The 22,824-nt window shown below is 57.8% G+C and carries 19 protein-coding genes; 11 read left to right on the top strand and 8 right to left on the bottom strand.

Features of this window, described 5'->3' with window-relative positions; genetic code table 11:
* Positions 1–9 precede the first annotated feature (9 nt).
* From FHR98_RS04735 to FHR98_RS04710, 6 genes are all read left to right on the top strand, one after another.
* A complete protein-coding gene (locus FHR98_RS04735; RefSeq protein ID WP_183415483.1) occupies positions 10–2,880 on the top strand; it encodes a formate dehydrogenase subunit alpha in 2,871 nt (956 codons plus the stop codon).
* 13 nt (positions 2,881–2,893) lie between these two features.
* Positions 2,894–3,490: a formate dehydrogenase FDH3 subunit beta gene (gene fdh3B, locus FHR98_RS04730; RefSeq protein ID WP_183415482.1), complete on the top strand. Its 597-nt coding sequence runs from the start codon at positions 2,894–2,896 to the stop codon at positions 3,488–3,490.
* A gap of 137 nt (positions 3,491–3,627) precedes the next feature.
* Positions 3,628–3,825, top strand: coding sequence for a hypothetical protein (locus FHR98_RS04725; protein ID WP_183415481.1), 198 nt, complete (start codon positions 3,628–3,630; stop codon positions 3,823–3,825).
* Positions 3,826–3,901: 76 nt separating this feature from the next.
* Positions 3,902–5,101, top strand: coding sequence for a formate dehydrogenase subunit gamma (locus FHR98_RS04720; protein WP_246377452.1), 1,200 nt, complete (start codon positions 3,902–3,904; stop codon positions 5,099–5,101).
* Positions 5,102–5,137: 36 nt separating this feature from the next.
* On the top strand, positions 5,138–5,503 hold the full coding sequence (locus FHR98_RS04715) for a PepSY domain-containing protein (RefSeq protein WP_183415480.1): 366 nt from the start codon (positions 5,138–5,140) through the stop codon (positions 5,501–5,503).
* A 227-nt stretch (positions 5,504–5,730) separates the two neighbouring features.
* Entirely contained in the window at positions 5,731–7,065 is a 1,335-nt protein-coding gene (locus FHR98_RS04710) for a c-type cytochrome (protein WP_183415479.1), read from the top strand.
* On the opposite strand, the gene FHR98_RS04705 is transcribed toward FHR98_RS04710, so the two are convergent.
* Complete coding sequence (locus FHR98_RS04705; protein WP_183415478.1) at positions 7,049–8,266, bottom strand: class I SAM-dependent methyltransferase; 1,218 nt, start codon at positions 8,264–8,266, stop codon at positions 7,049–7,051. The genes FHR98_RS04710 and FHR98_RS04705 overlap by 17 nt on opposite strands.
* 229 nt (positions 8,267–8,495) lie before the next feature.
* Here FHR98_RS04705 and FHR98_RS16725 point away from each other — a divergent pair, with 229 nt between their 5' ends.
* Entirely contained in the window at positions 8,496–8,618 is a 123-nt protein-coding gene (locus FHR98_RS16725; protein WP_281369915.1) for a hypothetical protein, read from the top strand.
* A gap of 28 nt (positions 8,619–8,646) precedes the next feature.
* On the opposite strand, the gene FHR98_RS04700 is transcribed toward FHR98_RS16725, so the two are convergent.
* The 4 genes from FHR98_RS04700 to FHR98_RS04685 all read right to left on the bottom strand — a co-directional run bounded on the left by FHR98_RS04700 (position 8,647) and on the right by FHR98_RS04685 (position 14,443).
* A complete protein-coding gene (locus tag FHR98_RS04700; protein ID WP_183415477.1) occupies positions 8,647–9,648 on the bottom strand; it encodes an ankyrin repeat domain-containing protein in 1,002 nt (333 codons plus the stop codon).
* Positions 9,649–9,733: 85 nt separating this feature from the next.
* The gene (fdhF, locus tag FHR98_RS04695) at positions 9,734–12,505 is read right to left on the bottom strand and encodes a formate dehydrogenase subunit alpha (RefSeq protein ID WP_183415476.1); all 2,772 of its coding nucleotides are present in this window, start codon (positions 12,503–12,505) and stop codon (positions 9,734–9,736) included.
* A gap of 4 nt (positions 12,506–12,509) precedes the next feature.
* Positions 12,510–14,216 (bottom strand): NADH-ubiquinone oxidoreductase-F iron-sulfur binding region domain-containing protein, encoded by a 1,707-nt coding sequence (locus tag FHR98_RS04690; RefSeq protein ID WP_183415475.1) that lies wholly within the window; start codon positions 14,214–14,216, stop codon positions 12,510–12,512.
* Positions 14,217–14,269: 53 nt separating this feature from the next.
* The gene (locus tag FHR98_RS04685; RefSeq protein WP_183415474.1) at positions 14,270–14,443 is read right to left on the bottom strand and encodes a DUF3553 domain-containing protein; all 174 of its coding nucleotides are present in this window, start codon (positions 14,441–14,443) and stop codon (positions 14,270–14,272) included.
* Between the two features lie 157 nt (positions 14,444–14,600).
* Between FHR98_RS04685 and FHR98_RS04680 the strand changes: the two genes are divergently transcribed.
* Together FHR98_RS04680 and FHR98_RS04675 are read left to right on the top strand one after the other, a co-directional pair.
* Positions 14,601–15,254, top strand: coding sequence for a histidine phosphotransferase family protein (locus tag FHR98_RS04680; protein ID WP_183415473.1), 654 nt, complete (start codon positions 14,601–14,603; stop codon positions 15,252–15,254).
* A gap of 194 nt (positions 15,255–15,448) precedes the next feature.
* Positions 15,449–16,573, top strand: a complete 1,125-nt coding sequence (locus FHR98_RS04675) for a Fe(3+) ABC transporter substrate-binding protein (RefSeq protein WP_183415472.1) — start codon at positions 15,449–15,451, stop codon at positions 16,571–16,573.
* Between the two features lie 111 nt (positions 16,574–16,684).
* Here the strand turns inward: FHR98_RS04675 and FHR98_RS04670 are convergent, their stop codons facing one another.
* Both FHR98_RS04670 and ctrA read right to left on the bottom strand, forming a co-directional pair.
* A complete protein-coding gene (locus tag FHR98_RS04670; RefSeq protein WP_246377449.1) occupies positions 16,685–18,520 on the bottom strand; it encodes an ABC transporter permease in 1,836 nt (611 codons plus the stop codon).
* 100 nt (positions 18,521–18,620) lie between these two features.
* A complete protein-coding gene (gene ctrA / locus FHR98_RS04665; protein WP_183415471.1) occupies positions 18,621–19,340 on the bottom strand; it encodes a response regulator transcription factor CtrA in 720 nt (239 codons plus the stop codon).
* A gap of 304 nt (positions 19,341–19,644) precedes the next feature.
* Here ctrA and dksA point away from each other — a divergent pair, with 304 nt between their 5' ends.
* On the top strand, positions 19,645–20,064 hold the full coding sequence (dksA, locus tag FHR98_RS04660) for an RNA polymerase-binding protein DksA (protein WP_183415470.1): 420 nt from the start codon (positions 19,645–19,647) through the stop codon (positions 20,062–20,064).
* 152 nt (positions 20,065–20,216) lie between these two features.
* Positions 20,217–20,933 (top strand): response regulator, encoded by a 717-nt coding sequence (locus FHR98_RS04655; RefSeq protein WP_183415469.1) that lies wholly within the window; start codon positions 20,217–20,219, stop codon positions 20,931–20,933.
* Here the strand turns inward: FHR98_RS04655 and FHR98_RS04650 are convergent, their stop codons facing one another.
* The gene (locus FHR98_RS04650) at positions 20,934–22,685 is read right to left on the bottom strand and encodes a patatin-like phospholipase family protein (protein WP_183415468.1); all 1,752 of its coding nucleotides are present in this window, start codon (positions 22,683–22,685) and stop codon (positions 20,934–20,936) included.
* Positions 22,686–22,824: the final 139 nt, after the last annotated feature.

Here is a 22,824-nt window from a genome sequence, read left to right as displayed (position 1 = left end):
GAGAGGACGATGCTCACAAGAAAGACGAATGGGGTTGCGACTGGCCCCCGTTTGTCAAAGGCGTTGGCGGCGACCGTCGGCAGTGCCATTGACCGTCGTACCTTCCTGAAGCGATCGGGGCTGACCGTCGGTGGTATCGCCGCGGCCTCGTCCATGTCGTTCGGGATGGTAAAGAAAGCCGAGGCTGCGGAAGCAGGCTCCGGTGAAATCAAGCTGGTGAAATCGGTTTGCACCCACTGCTCTGTGGGCTGCTCTGTGATCGCTGAAGTCAAAGGCGGTGTCTGGATCGGGCAGGAGCCCGGTTGGGACAGCCCCTTTAACCTGGGTGCCCATTGCGCAAAAGGCGCTTCAGTGCGCGAGCACGCTCACGGCGAGCGGCGCCTGAAATATCCGGTCAAACTTGTCGATGGCAAGTGGGAACGGCAGTCCTGGGATCAGGCGATCGACGAGATCGGCGGCAAGATTCTGGATATTTGGGGCTCCAGCGGGCCGGACTCGGTCTATTGGCTCGGATCGGCGAAGCACAGCAACGAACAGGCCTACCTGTTCCGTAAACTCGCCGCCTTTGCTGGAACGAACAACGTCGATCACCAGGCGCGTATCTGCCACTCGACGACGGTGGCCGGTGTCGCAAACACCTGGGGCTACGGCGCCATGTCGAACAGTGTTAACGACATGCACAATTCGCGTGCGATCTTCTTCATCGGCAGCAATCCTGCCGAGGCGCACCCGGTCGCGTTGCAGCACATTTTGAAGACCAAGGAGCAAAATAACGCCCCCTTGATCGTCTGCGATCCACGCTTCACGCGTACTGCAGCGCACGCAGATGAGTTCGTCCGTTTCCGTCCAGGTACGGACGTGGCTTTGATTTGGGGTATTCTCTGGCACGTCTTCCAGAATGGTTGGGAAGACAAGGAGTTCATCCGCCAGCGTGTTTACGGTATGGATGAAATCCGTGCCGAAGTCGCGAAGTGGACCCCAGAGGAAACCGAAAGAGTGACCGGCGTTCCCGGTTCGCAGTTGAAGCGCGTCGCACGGACGCTGGCGAACAACCGGCCGTTCCCGATCGTCTGGTGCATGGGTGGTACCCAGCACTCCAATGGCAACAACAACACACGCGCTTACTGCGTGTTGGGTCTAGCCATGGGAACGATCGGCACCAGTGGTGGTGGCGCCAACATCTTCCGCGGCCACGACAACGTGCAGGGAGCCACCGACCTTGGTGTTCTTTGCAACACCCTGCCGGGATACTACGGCCTAGCAGCCGGGTCCTGGAAGCACTGGGCACGGGTGTGGGAGGTCGATTTCGACTGGTTGTCGGCCAAGTTTGCCTCCAAGGATCTTATGGAAGCCTCCGGCGTTCCAGTGTCACGTTGGTTCGATTTGGCACTCGAAGCTAAGGAGAACATCGAGCAGCCTGATACGCTGAAGGCCATGATCTTCTGGGGCCACGCGCCGAACTCGCAGACTCGTATGCCGGACATGCGCCGGGCGATGAGCAAGCTCGACATGTTGGTGGTGGTCGATCCTTATCCGACCATGACGGCGGTCATGCATGAACGTACGGATGGCGTCTATTTGCTTCCGGCGGCCACGCAGTTCGAGACTTACGGTTCGGTCACGGCCACCAATCGTGCTCTACAGTGGCGTGACAAAATCGTGGAGCCTCTGTTCGAATCGCTTCCCGACCAGACGATCATGTACAAGCTGGCTAAGAAGCTCGGCCTCGCTGACGAGATGTTCAAGAACATCCAAGTCAACGATGACGAGCCGTTGGTCGAAGACCTCACCCGTGAGTTCAATCGCGGTATGTGGACGGTCGGCTACACTGGCCAGTCGCCTGAGCGGCTGAAAATGCACATGGCCAACCAACACACCTTCGATAAGACCAGCCTGCAAGCCAGGGGTGGACCTGCCGATGGTGACTTCTATGGCTTGCCATGGCCGTGCTGGGGTACGCCAGAAATGGGGCATCCGGGCACACCGGTGCTTTACGACACCTCCAAGCCGGTTGCTGAAGGCGGCCTTTGCTTCCGTGCCCGTTTCGGCGTGGAACGCGATGGCGTCAATCTGCTGGCCGAGGGTTCGTATCCCGTGGGATCGGAAATCAAGGACGGCTATCCCGAATTCACCATGGCCATGCTGAAGAAGCTTGGCTGGGATGGCGACTTGACCGCTGATGAAGTCTCGGCGATCGAGGCGGTGGCCGGTGACGACACGAACTGGAAGACCGACCTTTCCGGCGGTATCCAGCGCGTGGCGATCAAGCATGGCTGCGCGCCATACGGTAATGCCAAAGCGCGAACGATCGTGTGGAACTTCCCGGATCCGGTACCGACACACCGCGAACCACTCTACACATCGCGTCGTGATCTTGTGGCTGACTATCCGACCTATGAGGACCGCAGGATGTATCGCCTGCCGATCCTTTACAAATCGATCCAGGATCAGGATTTCTCCAAAGATTTCCCGATGATCCTGACATCGGGTCGATTGGTCGAATACGAGGGTGGTGGTGAGGAAACTCGCTCCAATCCGTGGTTGGCAGAACTCCAGCAGGACATGTTCGTGGAGATCAACCCCGTCGACGCCAATAACCTGGGTATCCGGGACGGTGCGATGGTTTGGCTCCATGGTCCTGAAGGCGGCAAGCTGCTGATCAAGGCCCTCGTCACGGATCGTGTCGGTCTCAATACAGCCTTCATGCCCTTCCACTTCGGTGGGCATTGGCAGGGTGAATCCCTCAGGGACAAGTATCCCGCAGGGGCGGATCCCTATGTGTTGGGTGAGGCCAGCAACGCCGCACAGACTTACGGGTATGACTCGGTCACCAATATGCAGGAGACCAAGGCCACCCTCTGTCGGATCGAGCCAGCTTAAGGAGACCTAATCGATGGCACGTATGAAGTTCCTTTGCGACGCTGAGCGCTGTATCGAGTGCAACGCCTGCGTCACCGCGTGCAAGAACGAGCACGAGGTCCCTTGGGGCGTTAACCGTCGGCGGGTGGTCACCATCAATGATGGTAAGCCCGGCGAGCGCTCCATATCGGTGGCCTGCATGCACTGCTCAGACGCACCCTGCATGGCAGTTTGTCCGGTGGACTGCTTCTATCAGTCCGATGAGGGCGTCGTTCTGCACTCCAAAGACCTTTGCATCGGCTGTGGTTACTGCTTCTACGCCTGTCCTTTTGGCGCGCCGCAGTATCCCCAGGCGGGCAACTTCGGAAGCCGAGGCAAGATGGATAAGTGTACCTTCTGCTCCGGCGGTCCTGAGGAGGATAACTCCCAGGCCGAATTCCAGAAGTACGGTCGTAATCGTCTTGCCGAAGGCAAGCTGCCGCTTTGCGCGGAGATGTGCTCCACAAAAGCACTCCTCGCGGGCGACGGCGACCTGGTATCCGACATCTATCGCGAGCGTGTTGTCGCGCGCGGTTTTGGATCGGGTGCTTGGGGCTGGGGCACGGCCTATCAACAGAAGGCCGGCTCCTAGGCGCTTTCCTACTTGGTTTCGCGGCCTCAGCAATGGGGCCGTGGAGCCGGGATAGGGCTAGAGCTAGCGGGGGGTGGCGTGTATTCGCCACCCCCTGTTTGGCCTCGCACTTGCGGGTCTTTGGGAGACGAAATCGCATGTTTAAAGCAAACAGAATACTGCTTGCCCTCAGTTTGATGCTTGTGGGCGGCCTGTTGGGGGCCTGCCGAGAAGAAGAGCAGGACCGCGTGCTCCTCCTTAAACCTGGCGAGTACCAGGGCAAGATGGACGCGCCTCTGACGGCGGAGCAGATGGAAGAGTTGAGAATTCGCCAACGCCAGCAGGGCGCGCTCTGACTGAAGCGAAACTTTAATGGCGGAGCTGCGCTCCGAATTCAATGATCGATGAAGCTGGCTGTAACGGGTGCTTTGAATGAAGAACTACCCGGAACGCCAAGGATCGAGGGATAACAAAGCCATGACCTTCGTTGCCCAATACAAGCAATTCGCGTCGATGCGCATCTTTGCGCTCGGCCTGTTTTTTCTATTGTCGATGATTTTGCTGCTGGCTGCGGGACCGACACGCGCGCAATCGGATGTGAATCCACCTACCAGCGGCATAGCCAGTAGCCCTGAATTGGTTGAAAAGCCGGTCGGGGGCAATGTGCCTGGCGATGTCTTGGGGTCATCGAGTGACGCGGAGCTTTGGCGTGCCGTTCGCCGGGGCGTGCAGGGAAACGTCTCTATCCCCAACGAACAAGCGGGCGTCTTGATCCAGGCAAACGGCGAGAACTGGCGCAACTTCAGAAACGGCCCTCTTTCGACCTATGGCATATGGGGCCTCATAGGGATCATCGGATTCCTGGCATTGTTCTTTCTGTTGCGCGGTCGCGTCAAAATTCAATCGGGAGAGTCGGGTCAACTTATCGAGCGCTTCAACGGAATAGAGCGCTTCACGCATTGGATGACAGCGGTTTCATTCATCATCCTAGCCATCACCGGACTAAACGTCCTCTATGGGCGTTATGTGATTCTGCCGGCGCTTGGACCGGATGTGTTTTCGGCGCTGACCATTGCCGGCAAGTACGCCCATAACTTCCTTGCGTTCCCCTTTATGTTGGGCGTGGCAATGATGTTCCTGCTCTGGATCGGGCATAATATCCCGAACCGGCATGATCTGGTCTGGTTGGCCAAGGGCGGCGGTTTCTTCTCGAAGCACAGCCACCCGCCGGCTCGCAAGTTCAACGCAGGGCAGAAGATTATTTTCTGGCTTGTGGTGCTGACCGGATTGACCCTGAGCGTGTCAGGCGTCGCCTTGATGTTCCCGTTCGAGATTTCGCCATGGGGCAAGACTTTTGCCGTCATCAACATGGTTGGGTTCGATTTGCCGACCAATTTGACCGCCATGCAGGAGATGCAGCTTTCGCAGCTTTGGCACTCGGTTGTGGCGCTGTTCATCATCGCTGTAATTTTGGCCCACATTTATATTGGCACGATCGGTATGCAGGGCGCCTTCGATGCGATGGGCAGCGGTAAGGTCGATATCAACTGGGCGAGGGAGCACCATAACCTGTGGGTAGAAGAGCAGCAGCAGAAAGCCAGCTCAGATGCTCATGCACAACCGGCCGAGTGAATAGAACGGCCACTTTGTAGAAGAGGAACGCCGAAGATGCGTCATGTCTTACTTGCCGGTGTGGCGGCTGTTGCTTTCGTGGCAGCCGTAACGCCGGTCCGGGCACAGGTATCTGCGGATCAGGTCCGCCAACAGGTCGCGCAAAATTATGAAGTCGATGTTCTGCGCATCAACGAGGGCGAGCTCGATGGAAAGGCCGTTTGGTTGGTGACCGTCATGAATAGCGGTGGCAACTTCAATGACGCTTTCCAAGTCAATACGCTGGCTATCGATAAAGCCAGCGGCGAATTGGTGCCGTCATATCGAAATTCCGGCAATGAGCAGCGTCTACCGCCAGTCATTGCCGGTGCGGCCAACAGCACCGAAAGTGGCGCACCGCTCAACAAGCCTGCCCGAAGGTAAGCTTGTTCGATAGGGGCATAAGGAGAATCCGGGGGGCAACGAGGGACAATCGCAACCAAGCAGGTGGTTACTCATGGCACAGGCAGTGGATCGACAAATCTACCGTGGCTTTAGCACGTGGCTGATTGCGCCTCCTGTTCCTTGTACAGAAGCAGAACTGAATTATGAGGGCACGAAAGCCCGGGGAACGTCAGCCCGGTAGCTAAGAAGCAAGAGCAGTCAAACCAATGATCCACACCTTGAGACCCAGCCTGTTTCTTGCGTCTGTCCTTGCGGTTTTCCTCCTGACAACACCTGAACTGGCCGTTCAAGAATCAAAAGCCGCTTATCTTGAGCATGCTGGCTACGTTCGGTCTGTGGCAGTGTCCGAGGACGGCAAGCGGGTGTTGACTGGTGGTTTCGACTACAGCGCTATTCTTTGGGATCGTAAAACCCAAAAGCCGATCAAGCGGTTTGATGATCACGACGGCGCGGTCAACGCGGTGGCTTTCCTTCCCGGCAATCGGACGGCATTGACGGCGGGTGATGACGGTATCATCAGACTCTGGGACTTGGTGAGTGGCGAGGAACTGCGCCGTTATGAGGGGCACGAAGGCAAGATCGCCGATCTGGCCGTTTCTCCGGATGGTGAGCGTTTTGCCTCCGCCGGGTGGGATCGCAGTTTGCGGGTGTGGGCGGTATCGGGCACCGCCGATCCGTTGGTGATCGAAGGCAATAAAAACAACGTCAACAGTGTCGTCTTCTCCGACGATGGCCGTCATATCCTTTCCGGTAGCTACGATGCCAGAGTCAGGTTATGGGATAGTGAGACAGGCGCACTGATCGAAACGTTCGAAGGGCATGAGGTTGGTGTGAATGTCGTGGCCTTCCTGCCGGATGGTCTGCGCGGCATATCGGCTAGCGGAGACGAAACGCTGCGCATTTGGAATTTGGAAACCGGCGCGGAATTGGAAAACTACCATGCTCACGAAGGGCCGGTTTTCGCGCTGGCTGTTTCCCCTTCCGGCCGTCAGGCAGCAACCGCCAGCGTCGATGGATTGATCCGCATCTGGGATTTAGCGAAAGGCGGAGAAACGCTCTTGCTGGCCGGGCATGATGGTCCGATCTGGGATCTCGCATTTGGCCCGGATGGCGCCTACCTGTTCTCAGTCGGATCTGACGGCAGCTTGCGCGAGTGGGACCTCTATAGCGGCGGCGAAGTGGGGGAAGAGCCAACACGTGAGGCTGATGCCGACCGCTTGCCGCTTCCGGAGCACCCCGGCGCAAAGCAGTTCGGTAAATGTGCTATATGCCACACCCTTGGACCGGACGGGGGCAAACGCGCAGGCCCGACGCTGTACAAAGTCTTTGGCCGTAAAGCAGGTACGGTCGAGGGTTACAACTACTCGCCTGCGCTCGAAAACAGCAGCATTGTCTGGAATGAAGAGACCATCACACAGCTTTTCGCGGATGGCCCTCAGGTTGTGACACCTGGCAGCAAGATGCCGTTGCAAAGACTTAACAGCCCCGAGGAGCTCAATCTTCTCGTGCAGTACCTAAAAGAGGTTACGCAACCGCAATAGCAGTAGCTCTTTGAGTGATGTTGAGCAAAATCTGATCGCTGTTGCCGACTTGCTCCAAGGCTTCCACGACCTGCTGCCCCCAAAGGGAGGCTAGGCTCATGTAGTCCCGGGCGGCTTTTTGATCGCTATCCGTCGCTTGCAATAACCGACCCTGTGCAAACAGCAGAAGGGGTAGGGGCAGCGGCACGTTTGTCAGGTAACGGTCGCCCTCTGTTCTTGCCAAGCGGGCCCTGATCCCGGGTCGATCCTCCAGATCAATCCCCCAATGTGCTTTGAGCATCTGATCTGCTCCAGCCAGCGTCTTCCGCAAGTCCGGCCAGTCGCCGCCCGCCAAATAGGCAACGGTCAATTTTGTCAGGAACCCGGCCGAGAAATGCGCATCGTGCGCCATCTCCACGCTTCGCTCCCGGCAATAGGTCAGCAGGCTGTCTTCTGGTGGCCGCAACGATGGCGGCTCTGACGCATCGCGCAGCGATAAGGTAAAGAAATGGCCACGCTTGTCCTGCAATAGGCACGTGGCCGGGAAGCCTGCGCGGGTCAAGAGCGCGGATAGTCCACGCGGACTGAAGACGATCCGGTGCTCGCCGGGTGACAGCGCGCTGAGAAGGACCGACGGAGCAGTATCTCGATTGATCGTGTCTGCGTTGGGCGTGCTTAGGGCCAGTAGGCCTCCTTCTATCAGGCTCTCTCTTGCAGCCTCCAGGAAATCCATGGGCGCGTCGATGTGCTCGATTACCTCCCAGCCCTCGATGCAATCGAAGGGCGCACCGAGACCTGCGTCCACATGCGGGAAATAGCCGCGGATCAATGGAAACCCCAAAGCCTCGGCGCTGCGCAGGGCCAGCAACCCAGGATCAATTCCTACGACTTCGCAGGAGAAGGCATGGCTTGCATAGTCCAGGCCAATTCCAAGGCCGCATCCGATATCGAGCAAACGTTTTGGCGGTGGCCTGCAAACTTGGGTGGAGGCAAAGGTTTGCACAGTAAAGTTTGTGCCGAGTTCGATCATGTGTCGCTGCCCAAGCAATGCGCTTGGGCTCAAAGTCTCGGCCGTTACAGTCCCGGCGGCAGCGCTGTTTTGTTGGGGGGATTTATTGCCTGGAATGTCTGAAATCACCGCAATGGAGTTACAGGTCGTGCAATGGTGGTAATCACGGATCGTGCCATATTGCGGGCTGATCAGTCGGACAAAAAAGGGCATTGAATTTCGCTCGCCGCAGGCGAGACAACGCAAAAAAGCGCTTGGACGATGGTCCCAATCAATCGTGAACATTGGACGTCACACTTCGCCAGAATGCGCTATCTGGCACAGTGGCAAGCCGGTTCTGGGCAATCCTGTGTTGTTCATCCCGAGCCCCCCGTAATCCTTGTGGATTTTTTCTTTTCGCGGCATATCTATAACACAATGCGCAACCCGAGGGGGAATTGACGTGAAAGCATTTATTGCAGGTACGACCGTAGCGATACTGCTGGCTATCGGCTCAGCCTTCGTATTGGACTCGCTGCAGCTTAGCAGCGGCAATGTTTACACGACCGAGAACGTCCGCAGATAGTTTCAAACCCTCGACGCGTTGTTGAGCACTAGCGGGATTCCTCCAACAAGGCGACGATATCGTCTGCCCCAATCATCTCGGCGGCCTCGATAGCCGTCCAGCCGTCCTTGGCTTCGGTGTCAATTTTTGCGCCGCTGGCAAGCAAACGTTGAACAATATCTATCGCGCCAACATTCGCGGCTAGCATGAGCGCCGTGTTGCCGGTGCTACCATCCGCTAGGTTGGGATCAGCATTTGCCTGCAGCAGCAGTTCCAGGGCCTCCAGCTGCCTTGCACGCGCCGCTTCCAATAAAGCCGGGCGCCCCTCACGGGCCAGAAGGTTGGGGTCGGCGCCCAGGATCAAAAGAGTCGCCACAGCCGATGTTGCGCCCCAATAGGCTGCTTCGCCCAAAGGCGAAGCTCCATCGGCCGCCGTGGCATCCAGATCTAAACCCTTCGCCGCCATCCGCTCGAGCAAGGCCGTATTGTTGGCCAGGGCGGCCAGATGCACGGCGCTGTAACCATCCTTGCGTCGCACGGATAGGTTCGCTCCAGCCTCGACCAGTATATCGAACGCCGGAACATTTCCACGAGAAGCAGCGGCCAGGATTGCCGTCGTGCCGTCGCTGGCCTTCGCCTCCAGATCAGCGCCGCGGGCCAAGAGCTCTGGAATGATGGCCAGCGAAAGCGGATCAAAAGCAGCATCGATGAGGGGTGTGTTGTCGTTCCGCCGGTCTCGAATATGCAGGTTGGCGCCGGCATTCAAAAGCGCAACGACCGCGCGTTTGTTTCCTCTCTGCGAGGCCAGATGCAGAGGGGCCCTCCCGAAATCGCGGTCCAAGGCCTCAAGATCGGCGCCCGCCGCTGCCAGTACGCGAATCACATCGGCTGCACCTTGTGTTGCAGCGATATGAATCGGCCTCCGGCCGCTCGCGTCCTCGGCTTCTATCTCAGCACCATTCTCGATGGCAAAGTCGGCAAGCTCGGCGTTGTTTTCCGCGGCTGCGACAAAAAGCCCCTCGGTCGCCGGCGAAAGTGTCTGGCCCTGCACAGACCAAGGTAACAACAGAATAAAAGCAAAAAGGGGCCCCGTCAGATGACGAAGCCCCCTGTGGTGAACGTCCCGGGTCGAAATTCTATTGTGCAGCAACGCTTTGCCTCGCGGGTTCAACTCTGGCGGCGCAGAACTTGAACTCGGGGATTTTACCGTACGGATCAAGCTGCGGGTTTGTCAGAATGTTAGCCGCCGCTTCGGTGAAGCAGAAGGGGATAAATACCATCCCGTCTGGCACATCCCGATCAGTACGCAGGATCAACTCAATCTCGCCACGCCGCGTGGCCACCTTCACACGGTCGCCCGGCTGAAGGCCGATGCGGGCAATTTCCCTGGGGTTGACGGCAGCAATCGCCTCCGGCTCCAGGTTGTTGAGTTTGCTCGCCCGGCGGGTCATGGCGCCGGTATGCCAATGCTCCAACAGTCGCCCTGTCGTAAGGACCCAAGGATAGGTCTCGTCGGGTAACTCGTCCGGCGGCAAGACCTGTGCGGCGACCAGCTTGCCGCGCCCGTTGGCGGTCGGGAAGCCGTCGCCGAAGATAATTTCGTTGCCCGGCTTATCCTCGGCGTCGCAGGGGTAGGTTACGCAGTCCTCGCGCTCCAATCGTTCCCAGGTGATGTTGTCGAGAGAATGCATAATCTTCTTCATCTCGGCGAAGATATCGGCCGGGCCGCCGTAAGACCAATCCAGTCCTATGCGTTTGCCGATCTCGGCGGTGATCCACCAATCCTGTCGTGTCTCTCCCGGCAAAGGGACAGCCGGGCGTGCCATTTGAATCTGCCGATTGGTGTTCGTGAAGGTTCCCTGCTTCTCCGCATGAGCGGAGGCAGGCAGGACGACATCCGCGTACCAGGCGGTTTCGGTAAGGAAGATGTCCTGGACCACAAGATGCTCAAGTTTCGCAAGAGCTTGTCTTGCGTGCTGTTGGTCCGGGTCGGACATGGCGGGGTTTTCGCCCATGATATACATGGCCGCGATTTCATCATCATGGATGGCATCGATGATCTCGACGACGGTCAGACCTTTGTTCGGGTCCAGTTCGCGCCCCCAAAACTCCTCATAGAGTTTGCGGACCTCGGCGTCTGCAACGGACTTGTAGTCCGGGTAGACCAAGGGAATAAGCCCCGCATCGGAAGCGCCTTGAACGTTGTTCTGTCCGCGCAGCGGATGCAGGCCAGTCCCTGGACGACCGATCTGGCCGGTCGTCAGAGCCAAGGCGATCAGGCAACGCGCATTGTCGGTGCCGTGGGTGTGTTGGGATACGCCCATGCCCCAGAAAATAAGCGAGCTCTCTGACCGTGCATAAGTTCGCGCGACCTCGCGGATCATATTGGCGGGGATGCCGCAAACCTCTTCCATCTTGTCCGGGTCAAACTGCAGCACGCTCCGCTTAAGCTCTTCGAAGCCCTCGGTATGGGCCTGAACGTACTGCTGGTCATAGAGCTCTTCCGTAACAATGACGTGCAGCATTGCATTGAGCAGGGCCACGTCGGTTCCCGGCTTGAACTGGAGCATGTGCGTTGCGTAGCGCGACAGGTTCTGCTTGCGGGGATCCATGACGATCAGCTTCGCGCCGCGCTTGGCCGCCTGCTTCAGATAAGTGGCTGCAACCGGATGATTCTGTGCTGGGCGGGCGCCAATCACGATGATGCATTCAGCATCTGCGGCGGCGGCGAAAGGCGCTGTGACCGCGCCGGAACCGATGCCTTCCATCAAGGCGGCAACCGACGAGGCATGGCAGAGACGCGTGCAGTGATCGACGTTGTTCGTTCCAAAACCCTGGCGGATCAGTTTTTGGAAGAGGTAGGCCTCTTCGTTCGATCCCTTTGCCGAGCCGAAACCGGCGATGCCCTTGGGTCCGCGCGCATCATGAACCTTTTTCAATCCCGCCGCGGCATGGTCCAATGCTTCCTCCCATGTGGCTTCCCGGAAGTGAGTCCAGGGGTTGGCGGCATCAAGCGGTGCATCCCAAATCTTGGGCGCGTCATCGCGGCGAATCATCGGTTTGGTAAGCCGGTGCGGATGGTAAATATAATCGAACCCGAAGCGGCCCTTTACGCAAAGACGCTGCTCGTTCGCGGGGCCGTCGCGGCCGTCGATTTGGACGATCTTGTCATCCTTCACATGGACCGTGGTCTGGCAGCCGACACCACAATAAGGGCAAAGGGTATCGACGGTGTGATCGGCGAAGACGTCGCGAACGCCTGCGTCGTTCAGCAAGCTGGATTCCATCAGGGCGCCGGTCGGACAGGCCTGTACGCACTCGCCGCAGGCAACACAGGTCGAATCGCCCATGGGGTCGTCGAAATCAAAGACGATCTTCGCCTCAGCGCCGCGATAAGCCATTCCGATCACGTCGTTAACCTGTACTTCCCGGCAGGCACGTACACAAAGATTGCAGTGGATACAGGCATCCAGATTAACCGTCATCGCGGTATGGCTGCGATCCGTCGCCAGCTTTTCCCGAGAGGGATAACGGCTGGTGTCGAGGTCGATCTTGTCGACCCAATTCCAGAACTTGCTGTCAGGGTCGTGGGCTTCTTCACGGACGGGTTGGTCGGCCAGCAACAATTCGAAAACGGCCTTGCGGGCCGACTTTGCGCGTTCGCTGGCGGTCATAACCTTCATGCCGGGCGCAGGCTTGCGGATGCAGGAGGCCGCCAAAACGCGCTCGCCGTCGATTTCAACCATGCAGGCCCGGCAGTTGCCATCGGCGCGATATCCGGGCTCGGGGGCGTAGCAGAGATGAGGAATTTCCTCACCCTGGCGTTGGGCAACCTGCCAGATGGTTTCGTCGGGCGAAGCCGTGACCTCGGCGCCATTCATTAAGAACGTGATTGATTGGTCGGCCATGATCTCAGACCTCCTCGGGGAAATATTTCAGGGCGCAGGCGAGTGGGTTCGGCGCTGCCTGTCCCAGCCCACAGATCGATGCGTCGCGCATCGCTCGGTTCAGATCTTCAAGCAGCGGCTTGTCCCAGACCGTTTCCTCCATCAAGGCGACAGCCTTTTCCGTTCCAACACGGCAGGGCGTGCATTGGCCGCAGGATTCCTCCTTGAAGAACCGCATGAGGTTGAGCACGGCGTCGCGAATTGAATCCTTGTCAGAAAGGACAACGACGGCCGCGGAGCCGATGAAGCAACCGTGCTCTTCCAAGGTTCCGAAATCGAGTGGGATATCGGACATACTGGCCGGAAGAATACCGCCGGATGCACCACCCGGCAGATAGGCCTTAAAGCTATGTCCGTCGGCCATGCCGCCGCAGTACTCGTCGATCAACTCTTTGATGGTGATCCCGGCGGGGGCCAGCTTAACCCCGGGTTCTGCGACGCGGCCCGATACCGAGAACGAGCGCAAACCCTTCCTGCCATGGCGGCCTTGGCCGGAGAACCAATCGGCACCCTTTTCGACGATCTCGCGCACCCAGTACACCGTTTCCACATTGTGGTTGAGGGTCGGGCGGTCGAAAAGGCCAACCTGGGCGATATAAGGGGGGCGGTGGCGGGGTAGTCCGCGCTTTCCTTCTATAGACTCAATCATCGCGGATTCTTCGCCGCAGATGTAGGCACCTGCGCCGCGCCGAATTTCCAGAGGGCAATGGACGCTCAGGCCCTCGGCTTCCAGCTTGGCAATCTCGCGTTTGAGGATGGTAATGGCGCCTGGATACTCATCGCGCATGTAAATGTAAGCCTTCTCGCACCCTACGGCCCAGGCGGCTATCAAGGTGCCTTCCAGGAAACGGTGCGGATCCTGTTCCAGATAAACGCGGTCCTTAAAAGTGCCTGGCTCACCTTCATCACCATTGATGGTCATCAAACGCGGGCCAGGTTGATCGCGTACGATCGACCACTTGCGACCCGCCGGGAAGCCGGCGCCCCCCAGGCCGCGCAAATTGGAATCGCTCAGAATTGTAATAATCTCGTCGGCACTGCGCTCGCCTTTAAGGCAGGCGCGCAGCAGATCGTAGCCGCCCTCAGCTTGGTAGGCGGCTAGCTCCTTGTAGTCTGCGATCACCGGGTGGGTGTCCTTGGTCGCGACCGCCGCGACGATGGTCTCTGTTGTCGCTGCGTCGATATGGCGGTGCCCGACTTCCGCTGTCGGCGCACAGGCGCAACGCCCCATGCAAGGGGCCGGCAGCACACGGACCCCAGGACCAAGAATCTCAAGCAGTTCCTGAAGGAGCGCCTTTGCGCCCATCATCTCGCAGGTAATGCTGTCGCATACACGAACCGTGATAGGGGGTGGCGCTTCTTCGCCGTCCAGGACGATATCGAAGTGGGCGTAGAACGATGCGACTTCGTACACCTCCGCCATCGGTATTCCCATGGCCTGGCCGAGCGCCTGCAGATGACCGGCTGAAAGGCTGCCATAGGAATCCTGAATCAGATGCAGATACTCAATCAGTCGGTCCCGGCGCAAGGCTTCCCCATCAAGCAGGGCCTGCACGTCCCGCAAGGCTTTATCATCAAGCTGGCGTCCCTTCGTGAACGCCGGCGAGCGCCTGCGTCCCGAGGCCGGGGGAATGCTGCGGTCGATACCGCCTCCAAGTGTCGCGTCATCCATGGGTTTTCTTCTCTTCTTTAACTCGTGCGTAGGGTAGCAGCCCCGTTGTCGGATTAGAAATCTTCCGGGTCCACAAGGATCAATGTCACTTGCTGGCAATCTATCAACAATTTACCCGCATTCTCGAAATTCACCGTTACCCGGCTGCCTATGACTGATTGCACTTGCCCAATACCCCAATCCGGTTGCTCCGGGTGTGTGACAAGGCTGCCGGGTGTCAAATCCATCTCAAAATATCCTGGGCATGGCGTCAGCTCCTGTTAGTCTATAATTAGGAGACGGCGCTATAACATGCCCTCATGCGACAGCAGCGGCTTGCGAAGCGACAAGCGGTTGCCGGGCGGTATGTTTACGTCTGAGTTTGGAGAGGGGGAAAGCTAAGAAATGATTGCATCCTTACGGGTTGCCGAATTGCTTTGTGCGCGGTTATGCCATGAATTGGTCAATCCGATAGGGGCATGCAACAACGGATTGGAAATGCTTGGTGGCGCTTCGCCAGACCTTATGGAAGAGGCGGCGCAACTGGCCATCGATAGTGCCGATTCGGCAGCCCGAATTTTGCAGTTTTTTCGTCTGGCCTATGGGACCGCTGTTGAGCGTGCGGGCCCGGGTGGCACAGACCTGAAAAGCCATGTGGAGAACTACTTCAAGGGGCACCGCATCAGTTTGAACTGGTCGGACGAGACCTACAACGACCCGATGTCCTCCAATTCAACCAAGCTCCTGCTCAACCTGTTGGTCGTAGCTGAGGAAAGTTTGCCGCGTGGCGGCTCACTGACCGTGGAGGTTCTGGCCGCCGAGAGTCGCCATCAGGTCGCGATCCTGGCAATTGGTGAAGGCGCCAGGGTCCGACCGGAAGCGCGTGAAGGTTTGAACCGGGACCTGCCGGACTCGGAACTCACGACCCGCAATATCCAAAGCGTGTTTTGTCGTCTTCTTGCCGCGGAATGCGGCGCCGATGTTTCGGTGGATGATCAGGAAGAGGGCTGTGTCGTCTTTTCGCTCGATGTCGGCAAGGACGTGTTTTCGCAGCCCTGATCGGGCCCTGTCGGCGTTTTTCCAATTTCCTATCACATTCGCGCGAATCGCTCGTAGCGTAACGGGCCTCTCGTTCCTGATTCGCTTGACGAATGATAATCATTCGCATAAAACATCAGCGGCGGATGATAATCATTCGCAACAATTTGCCTGACCGCGGCAAAAGACCGTCGTCGACATCAAGGAAGGACAGCATGACCTATTCTCGCTTTTATAGTCTCGGATCGAACGATAGATTTTTGAGGAATCTCCACCGATCCAAGGTGCGGCGCGCAACAACCGGCGCCGTGGCCGCTTTGGCAGTTGCCGCCGGTTCGATCCTCGCGGGTTGGACCTTGGGTGTGAGCGAGGCCAGGGCTTCCGAGGAGCAGGTCGTAAACCTTTATAGTTCCCGCCACTACCAGACCGATGAGGCGCTCTATGCGGAATTCACGGCGGCAACGGGCATCAAGGTCAATCGGATTGAGGCCGATGGCGATGCGCTGATCGAGCGGATGAAAAGCGAAGGCGCCAATAGCCCGGCTGATGTTGTCATGACCGTGGACGCTGGGCGCCTATGGCGCGCGGAGGAAGCGGGGCTGTTCCAATCGGCCGAAAGCACGTTGTTGGACCAGAAGATCCCGGCCAACCTACGCCATCCTGACGGTCTGTGGTTCGGGTTTTCCTCGCGCGCGCGCCTCATTGTCTACAACAAGAAGCTCGTAGATCCCACGGGCTTGGATAGCTACGAGGACCTGGCTGATCCCAAATGGAAGGGTCTGGTCTGCATTCGCTCCAGTTCGAACATTTACAATCTGTCGCTGCTTGGTTCGATCATTGCGGCTGACGGTGAAGAAAAGGCTGAAGCCTGGGCCAAAGGCGTCGTCGCTAATTTTGCCCGCGACCCACAGGGCGGCGACACAGACCAGCTCCGTGCTGCGGCCTCGGGCGAGTGTGGAATCGCGGTCGCCAATAGCTATTACCTCGTACGCTTGTTGCGTTCTGATAAAAGCGAGGATCAGGAGGTCGGTGCGGCACTCGGTGTGATTTTCCCCAATCAGGACGGTCGTGGCACCCACGTCAACGTATCCGGGGCGGGGGTTGCAAAGCATGCGCCGCATAAGGAAGCTGCGATCAAATTCCTGGAGTATCTGGCAAGCGACAGCGCTCAGCAGTACTTCGCTGACGGAAACAACGAGTATCCGGTTGTCGAGGGCGTCGCCGCCAATGCGGCGGTAACCGCACTAGGGTCGTTCAAGATCGATACCGTCAACGTGTCGGTCCTCGGCAAGAATCAGCCGCTTGCGCAGATGATCTTCGACCGCGCAGGGTGGAAATAGGTATTGCCTGTCGGATCCGTGTTGAAAGTCTGATCTTCCGGATCCCATGACTAACCCCGCTTCTGATGCCAGGAGCGGGGTTTTTTCGTTCAAGAAGAACCGATAGCCCGGTTAGGCGCCATTGTGTCCGGGGCGAGAGCGCGCTATGGCGCGGGTCAACAAGATAACCGGCAGCGTTCCAACGGCGACAATGGTCAAGGCCGACGTCGAGGCTTCGGTAAGACGCTCGTCGGATGCGAGATTATAGGCCTGGACCGCAAGCGTGTCGAAATTGAAAGGCCGCATGACCAGAGTGGCCGGCAACTCCTTCATGACATCGACAAATACGACCAAGGCCGCGCTGAGCAGCCCCCCTCGTATGATAGGAGCATGGATGCGGCGCAGCGTGCCTAGCGGTCCTTCGCCTAGGCTGCGGGCCGCATCGTCCATGCTGGGCCGGACTTTTAGCAAACTGGCCTCTACGCTGTTCATGGATACCGCCATGAAGCGCACAAGATAGGCAAATACCAGCGCAGCGAGGGTTCCGGTCAACAGGAGACCACTGCCGAACCCGAAATAGCGGGTCAAGAGAGCGTCCAGCCAATTGTCAAAGCGTGCAAAGGGGATGAGGACGCCGACGGCGATGATGGTTCCGGGAATGGCATAGCCCAGGCTGGCAAGTCGAGCCGCAGCGCGGGTAACCGCTGTCGGCGCCAAGCGTACGGCATAAGCCATCAGCAGCGCCAATCCGACGGCAAGCAGCGCGGTCAGACCGGCCAGGGTGAAGGAATTGCCGACGAGCTCGAAGAACCGTGGGCCAAACTGCTGGTCGCCTGCTTCGACGCTCATTTTTATGAGTATGACGGCAGGGAGCAGGAAGCCCAAAAACAGCGGCAGGAAGCAGGCGGTAAAGGCAGCGACGCGGCGCCAGCCCTTCAGACGATATCCCGGAAGTTCTTGATAACGCGTCGTGGCTTGGTGGTATCGCCGCTTGCCGCGGCTGGTCTGCTCCAGCAGCAGGATCATGAACACCAACCCCAAAAGCACCGCCGAAAGCTGTGCCGCTGCGGTTCTGTCGCCCAAAGAAAACCAGGCGCGCACGACGCCGGTCGTAAAGGTCTGGACGCCAAAAAAGGCGACGGTGCCGAAGTCGGCCAGGGTCTCCATCAGCGCCAGGGCAAGGCCGCCGACAATCGCCGGGCGCGCCAATGGTAGCGCCACGCGCCTGAAGCTGCTCCAGGGACCGCACCCCAAAGTGCGGCTGACCTCCAGAGCGCAAACCGACTGCTCCATGAATGCGCTTCTCGCCATGATGTAAACGTATGGATACAGGACCAATGACAACATCGCGATGGCACCCCCCAGGGAGCGGACCTGTGGAAACCAATAGTCCCTGGCGGTCCAGCCCGTGAATTCCCTCAGGGTTTCCTGGACCGGGCCGGAGTATTGCAGGAAGTCCGTATAGGTGTAGGCCATGACATATGCCGGGACGGCCATCGGCAGAACCAGTGCCCATTCGAAAATCTTTCGGCCGGGAAATCGGCAGAGTGTGACGAGCCAAGCCGTGGAAACGCCCATCAACAGGGTTCCGCATCCCACGCCAAGCACGAGCCACAGGCTGTTGAGAAGGTAGGTAGTCAACACCGTGGAAGCGAGGTGATGCCAAACATCGCCGGCAGGCTCTAAAACCGACCGAAGGATGCTGAATGTCGGGATCAAAAACAGCAGCGCAATCAGCCCGGCAGTAAGAATCAGCCAACGTCCGCCCCTGCCGTGGACGGTCAGGTGCAGCCAGCCACGCCGGGGACGAGAGCTTGATTGCTGTGCATCGATTGAAGCCAAAGCGCTATCGGTGTCCTTGCCGGGGTGCGGAATGTCCGCAGGAATGATGCTTGCGTATACCGTTTCCTTAACTAGCCACGATTGCGAAGCTTTCGCAACTCCCGCTTTTAGGTGTGCCTGCGTCAAAAAAAAGCGCTCCCCGAAGAGAGCGCGATTTCCTGCTACATCGTCCTATTGGCGCCAGCTCGGTCCAGGTCTCGAGCAAGCGGCCAAAATCGGCGATAAATCAGGCGTTGACAGCCTTTTTCGTCTGCTGGGCTGCTGCGTCCGGTTCAGGATCGCGCAACCGGTAGCCGCGCCCCCAGACCGTCTCAATGTAGTTGTCGCCGCCAGTCGCTTCGCTGAGCTTCTTGCGTAGCTTGCAGACAAAGACGTCAATAATCTTGAGATCCGGCTCGTCCATGCCGCCGTAGAGATGATTAAGGAAATTCTCCTTGGTCAGCGTCGTTCCCTTGCGGAGGGAGAGCAATTCAAGGATTGCGTACTCCTTTCCAGTCAGGCGTAACGAACGACCGCTCACTTCGGCTACCTTCTGTTCCAGATGGACATCCAGCTTACCGGTCTTGATTACCGAATCAGGGTGTCCCCGGGTGCGGCGTACAATGGCCTGCAAGCGTGCAATCAACTCAAGCTTGTGGAACGGCTTGGTTAAATAATCATCGGCACCGAACCCCAAGCACTTGACCTTGTCATCCAAGCCCGAAAGACCCGATAGGACCAAAATAGGCGTACCGATCTTCGAATCACGCAACCGGCGCAGAACGTCGTAGCCGTCCATGTCCGGAAGCATGAGATCCAGAATGATGACATCGTAATCATAGAGTTTGGCGATTTCGAAGCCGTCTTCGCCTAGGTCGGTTGAATCGCAAACATAGCCCTCTGAGCGCAACATCATCTCGATGCTACGGGCTGTCGCCGAATCATCCTCTACCAATAGAACACGCATAGCTTCCCAGCCCCTGTTGTTCAGACTAGTTAATATATTAAATGCGACGCATTCAATTGAAAAGTCTTTTCTCGTCAAATGTATATTGAGCTTTTTTCGATTCAAACGCGAAGCATTCGGCTGCAATTGAGGCGTTTTTGCGGTTGTATCAGTGACGCAGCGCCTCTATCGGCAGGCTATAACTTCGCTAACATTTATTACGAAATCGTTAACAACTGCTTAACGATGAATCTGAGGGCTTGTTCGGCGAACGGATTTTTATATACTCCGCGCGATCTTATAGACCTCAGGAGTTAGGCGCCGGATGTCATCTATTACTGCTTCACCCGACTACCGACCTTCCGATGACGAGGACTTCATGAATCCGGTCATGCGGGAGTATTTTCGCCGTAAACTGTTGGCTTGGCGCGGCGAACTATTACGAGAATCTGAAGAAACGCTTCAACATCTTCAATCCGAAAGCCTGCAGGAAGCGGACATAGCTGATCGCGCGTCGCTTGAAACCGATCGATCGCTAGAACTTCGGACTCGCGACCGCGAGCGTAAGTTAATAGCAAAGATAGACATGGCTTTGCAGCGGATCGAGGACGGCACTTACGGTTATTGCGAAGAAACCGATGAGCCGATCAGCCTACGCCGATTGGAAGCCAGGCCAATTGCTACGCTTTCGATAGAAGCGCAGGAACGGCACGAGCGGATGGAACGCACGCAGCGAGACGACTGATACGGACAAACGGCTGAATCAGAAATTAAAATCCGAAAGGGCCGGTCTTGAGATCGGCCTTTTTCTTGTCCGCATTTGCAATCATTTACCTCTTTTCAATGTTTGACCGGCATCTTTGGAGGCACAAGCAGGCCGCCAAGGAGATATGCGCCATGTCAGGTTTCAAGGAAACAGACCAAGCCCCCCATGTAGTGGCCGAACCTCAATGGGAGCATCGAGCCGCCTTTACAAAGCTCGCCGATGAACTCGCGCATGACTTCAACAATGTACTTACGTCCATCATGGGTTCGACAGAGATTCTGCGTGGCAGAATGCAGTGTGACATGGATGACGAGCAGGAATTGGATACGATTCGCAAGGAGGCCGAGCGTGCGGCTCACATTCTCAGGCGCCTAACCGCCAGCAGCGATCGTGCCCTGCTGACCGAAGCGGTTCAGCAAAACGGAGCCCTGGACGAAGAGCAAGAAAAGGAAATGAATGATGCGGCGCAGAGCGGGGCCATCCGTGTTCTCCTTGCCGAGGACGACGATTCGGTTCGCAGTTGTGCATCTTTGGCGCTGCGCCGGGCGGGCTATCACGTGACGGCCTGCGCATCCGGCGTCGATGCCTGGGACGTGTTTCAGATGCGCCCGGCATCGTTTCACCTGCTTGTAACGGATTTATCCATGCCGGTCCTAGACGGCGCCAGCCTTATCCAACGGGCACGACTCCTGCGCCCTCGTCTGCGGGTCCTGCTCATCTCGGGTTATTGTGATGACAGGATCGCCTTTGACCTGATCAGCCGAGGCGAGGCGGGCTTCCTGCCAAAGCCTTTTGCGTTGAAACAACTGCTGGATCATGTGCGCGGGCAGCTTAGCATCGCCGCTTGATCACTCGGTTTGCTCCCGGTCGCAGATTTCAAGTTGCTGGCAGGCATAGCGATGGCCAATCTCGACAGCGCGGTGAAATGCAGCCCATTGCAGCACGCCGATCTCTTCCAACGGCGGCGCGAGCCAAAGATCTACTTTTTCCAGCACCTCCTTACGCTGGCGGCTGCTGTTTATGGTTCCCGCGCGTAGGAGAATATCGAAGATTCCCGGAAGCCGGCCGCGACGCACGCGTGGCCACAGACGCCAGAATGGCGCTTCCAGTTCCTCCGCTAGAAAATCGCATCTAAGGGCGGCATCCTGCGCGACATCGACTGCGATGATGTGGCCTTGCGGCGGATCGAGTAGGAACCCGACTGGTAAATTATCGACGACACCGCCGTCGGCCAGCAAGTGTTGTTCCGTGGGGACCGGCGGTAGCAGGCCGGGAATGGCCACGCTGGCACGCAAGTTCCGCCATAATGACCCTTTGGTTTGCATGATTGGTTCGCCGCTGCGTAGGTCGGTTGCCACGCTATAGCAAGGGCGCCAAAGGTCTTGCATCTCCAAGTCCGCAAAATGCGATTTCAGATAGTGCGAAACCCGGCGGCCTCGCAGAAGGGCGACGATGGGAAAGGTCAAATCGCTGGTCGGGCGCCCTTCGACGAAGACCTTGGCAAGGCGCGACTCAAGATCGTTGCTGTCCCATTCCAGGGCAATACCCGCGGCCACGATCGCACCCATGCTGGAGCCACCCAGAAGATCGAGCGAGCGACCTGCTTCCTGCAACGCGCGCTGCACGCCGACATGGGCAAACCCGCGTGCGCCGCCTCCGGAGAGGACGAGGCACTGGCCTTGATTCTTCATCAACCGAACCAGACGGCTGTAGTCCTGGTCATTGTTCTCTCTAAGGCGATGAACCCATCGTGTAGCGGCCAGGGCGACCGGCCAATTACGGGATGGTGTCGGAAGCTCTAAATCGGCCGCCTCGCAAATAGCCATATCCACGGGTCTGCGATCGCCGATCAAGTGGTTGTCAGGGGGGCGGGCGCTTCGACCCTTGTCCGTGCCGCTGGCAAGCAGCAACAGGCGGTCGGCTTGGCGTTTGCAGAGTCTGCGCCAGGTATCGTCGGCCTTGGTTGCCAGATAAAGGCAAAGATCGAAGTTTTCTTCCATTTCGGCGAACTGATTGCTGTCGCGAGACCCATCAGCCTCGGTAAAGATGTGGCACCTCAAACCGATAGTCTGAGCACTCCTTTGCAGACGCATGGCGATGTCGGGCCAGGGACTTGCGTCATCCAGGGGTAGCAGCGCCAGGTTGCGGACCATACGCTGCACCGGCTTACCCCGTGTCAGGCGGAGCAGGCGCTGGGCAAGCGTTTGTAAGAGCCCGTCAAAGGCGGCCGGATCGCTTGCAATCAGCGGTTTCAGCACATCGCCGGGAATACGAAGCAACTCACTGTCCCGCAGCGCGAGGACACTTGCTGAACGACGGGTCGAGGCAATTACTCCCAACTCGCCCACGCTATCGCCGGCGCTGATTTCCGTTACCAAGCGTTCCTCGGAGGTTCCAAACCCGGTGATCACGGCAAGGCGGCCGGAAAGCAACACGAAAACGGCTTCAGCTTGCTCGCCTTGTTCTATCAGCAACCGACCGCCGGGAACCGAAAGCCATTGAGATCGCTCTGCAATGCCCTGAAGCGTGGCTTCATCGCAGTTAGCAAAGATACCAAGGAGACGCAGTTTTTTTGCCAGACGGTCTCGCACGGATGACATCGACTCACTCCAGATCTGCAGCACGAATCGACTCTAGCAGGGACTGTATGAAAGGCCGTAGTCGACATGGCGAAATGTTATCGACTAACGCCAAATTGAACGTTTGTTCTCATAATGGTCCTATATTTAGGTTGAAAAA

Source organism: Limibacillus halophilus (genome assembly GCF_014191775.1).
Lineage (GTDB): Bacteria > Pseudomonadota > Alphaproteobacteria > Kiloniellales > CECT-8803 > Limibacillus > Limibacillus halophilus.
This window is presented reverse-complemented; position numbering and strand designations above follow the sequence as displayed.

Bases quoted from the DNA above. Each gene is read 5' to 3' on its own strand.
- FHR98_RS04735 (WP_183415483.1), top strand. From the start codon at position 10: ATGCTCACAAGAAAGACGAATGGGGTTGCGACTGGCCCCCGTTTGTCA.
- fdh3B (WP_183415482.1), top strand. From the start codon at position 2,894: ATGGCACGTATGAAGTTCCTTTGCGACGCTGAGCGCTGTATCGAGTGC.
- FHR98_RS04725 (WP_183415481.1), top strand. From the start codon at position 3,628: ATGTTTAAAGCAAACAGAATACTGCTTGCCCTCAGTTTGATGCTTGTG.
- FHR98_RS04720 (WP_246377452.1), top strand. From the start codon at position 3,902: ATGAAGAACTACCCGGAACGCCAAGGATCGAGGGATAACAAAGCCATG.
- FHR98_RS04715 (WP_183415480.1), top strand. From the start codon at position 5,138: ATGCGTCATGTCTTACTTGCCGGTGTGGCGGCTGTTGCTTTCGTGGCA.
- FHR98_RS04710 (WP_183415479.1), top strand. From the start codon at position 5,731: ATGATCCACACCTTGAGACCCAGCCTGTTTCTTGCGTCTGTCCTTGCG.
- FHR98_RS04705 (WP_183415478.1), bottom strand. From the start codon at position 8,266: ATGCCCTTTTTTGTCCGACTGATCAGCCCGCAATATGGCACGATCCGT.
- fdhF (WP_183415476.1), bottom strand. From the start codon at position 12,505: ATGGCCGACCAATCAATCACGTTCTTAATGAATGGCGCCGAGGTCACG.
- FHR98_RS04690 (WP_183415475.1), bottom strand. From the start codon at position 14,216: ATGGATGACGCGACACTTGGAGGCGGTATCGACCGCAGCATTCCCCCG.
- FHR98_RS04685 (WP_183415474.1), bottom strand. From the start codon at position 14,443: ATGGATTTGACACCCGGCAGCCTTGTCACACACCCGGAGCAACCGGAT.
- FHR98_RS04680 (WP_183415473.1), top strand. From the start codon at position 14,601: ATGATTGCATCCTTACGGGTTGCCGAATTGCTTTGTGCGCGGTTATGC.
- FHR98_RS04675 (WP_183415472.1), top strand. From the start codon at position 15,449: ATGACCTATTCTCGCTTTTATAGTCTCGGATCGAACGATAGATTTTTG.
- ctrA (WP_183415471.1), bottom strand. From the start codon at position 19,340: ATGCGTGTTCTATTGGTAGAGGATGATTCGGCGACAGCCCGTAGCATC.
- dksA (WP_183415470.1), top strand. From the start codon at position 19,645: ATGTCATCTATTACTGCTTCACCCGACTACCGACCTTCCGATGACGAG.
- FHR98_RS04655 (WP_183415469.1), top strand. From the start codon at position 20,217: ATGTCAGGTTTCAAGGAAACAGACCAAGCCCCCCATGTAGTGGCCGAA.
- FHR98_RS04650 (WP_183415468.1), bottom strand. From the start codon at position 22,685: ATGTCATCCGTGCGAGACCGTCTGGCAAAAAAACTGCGTCTCCTTGGT.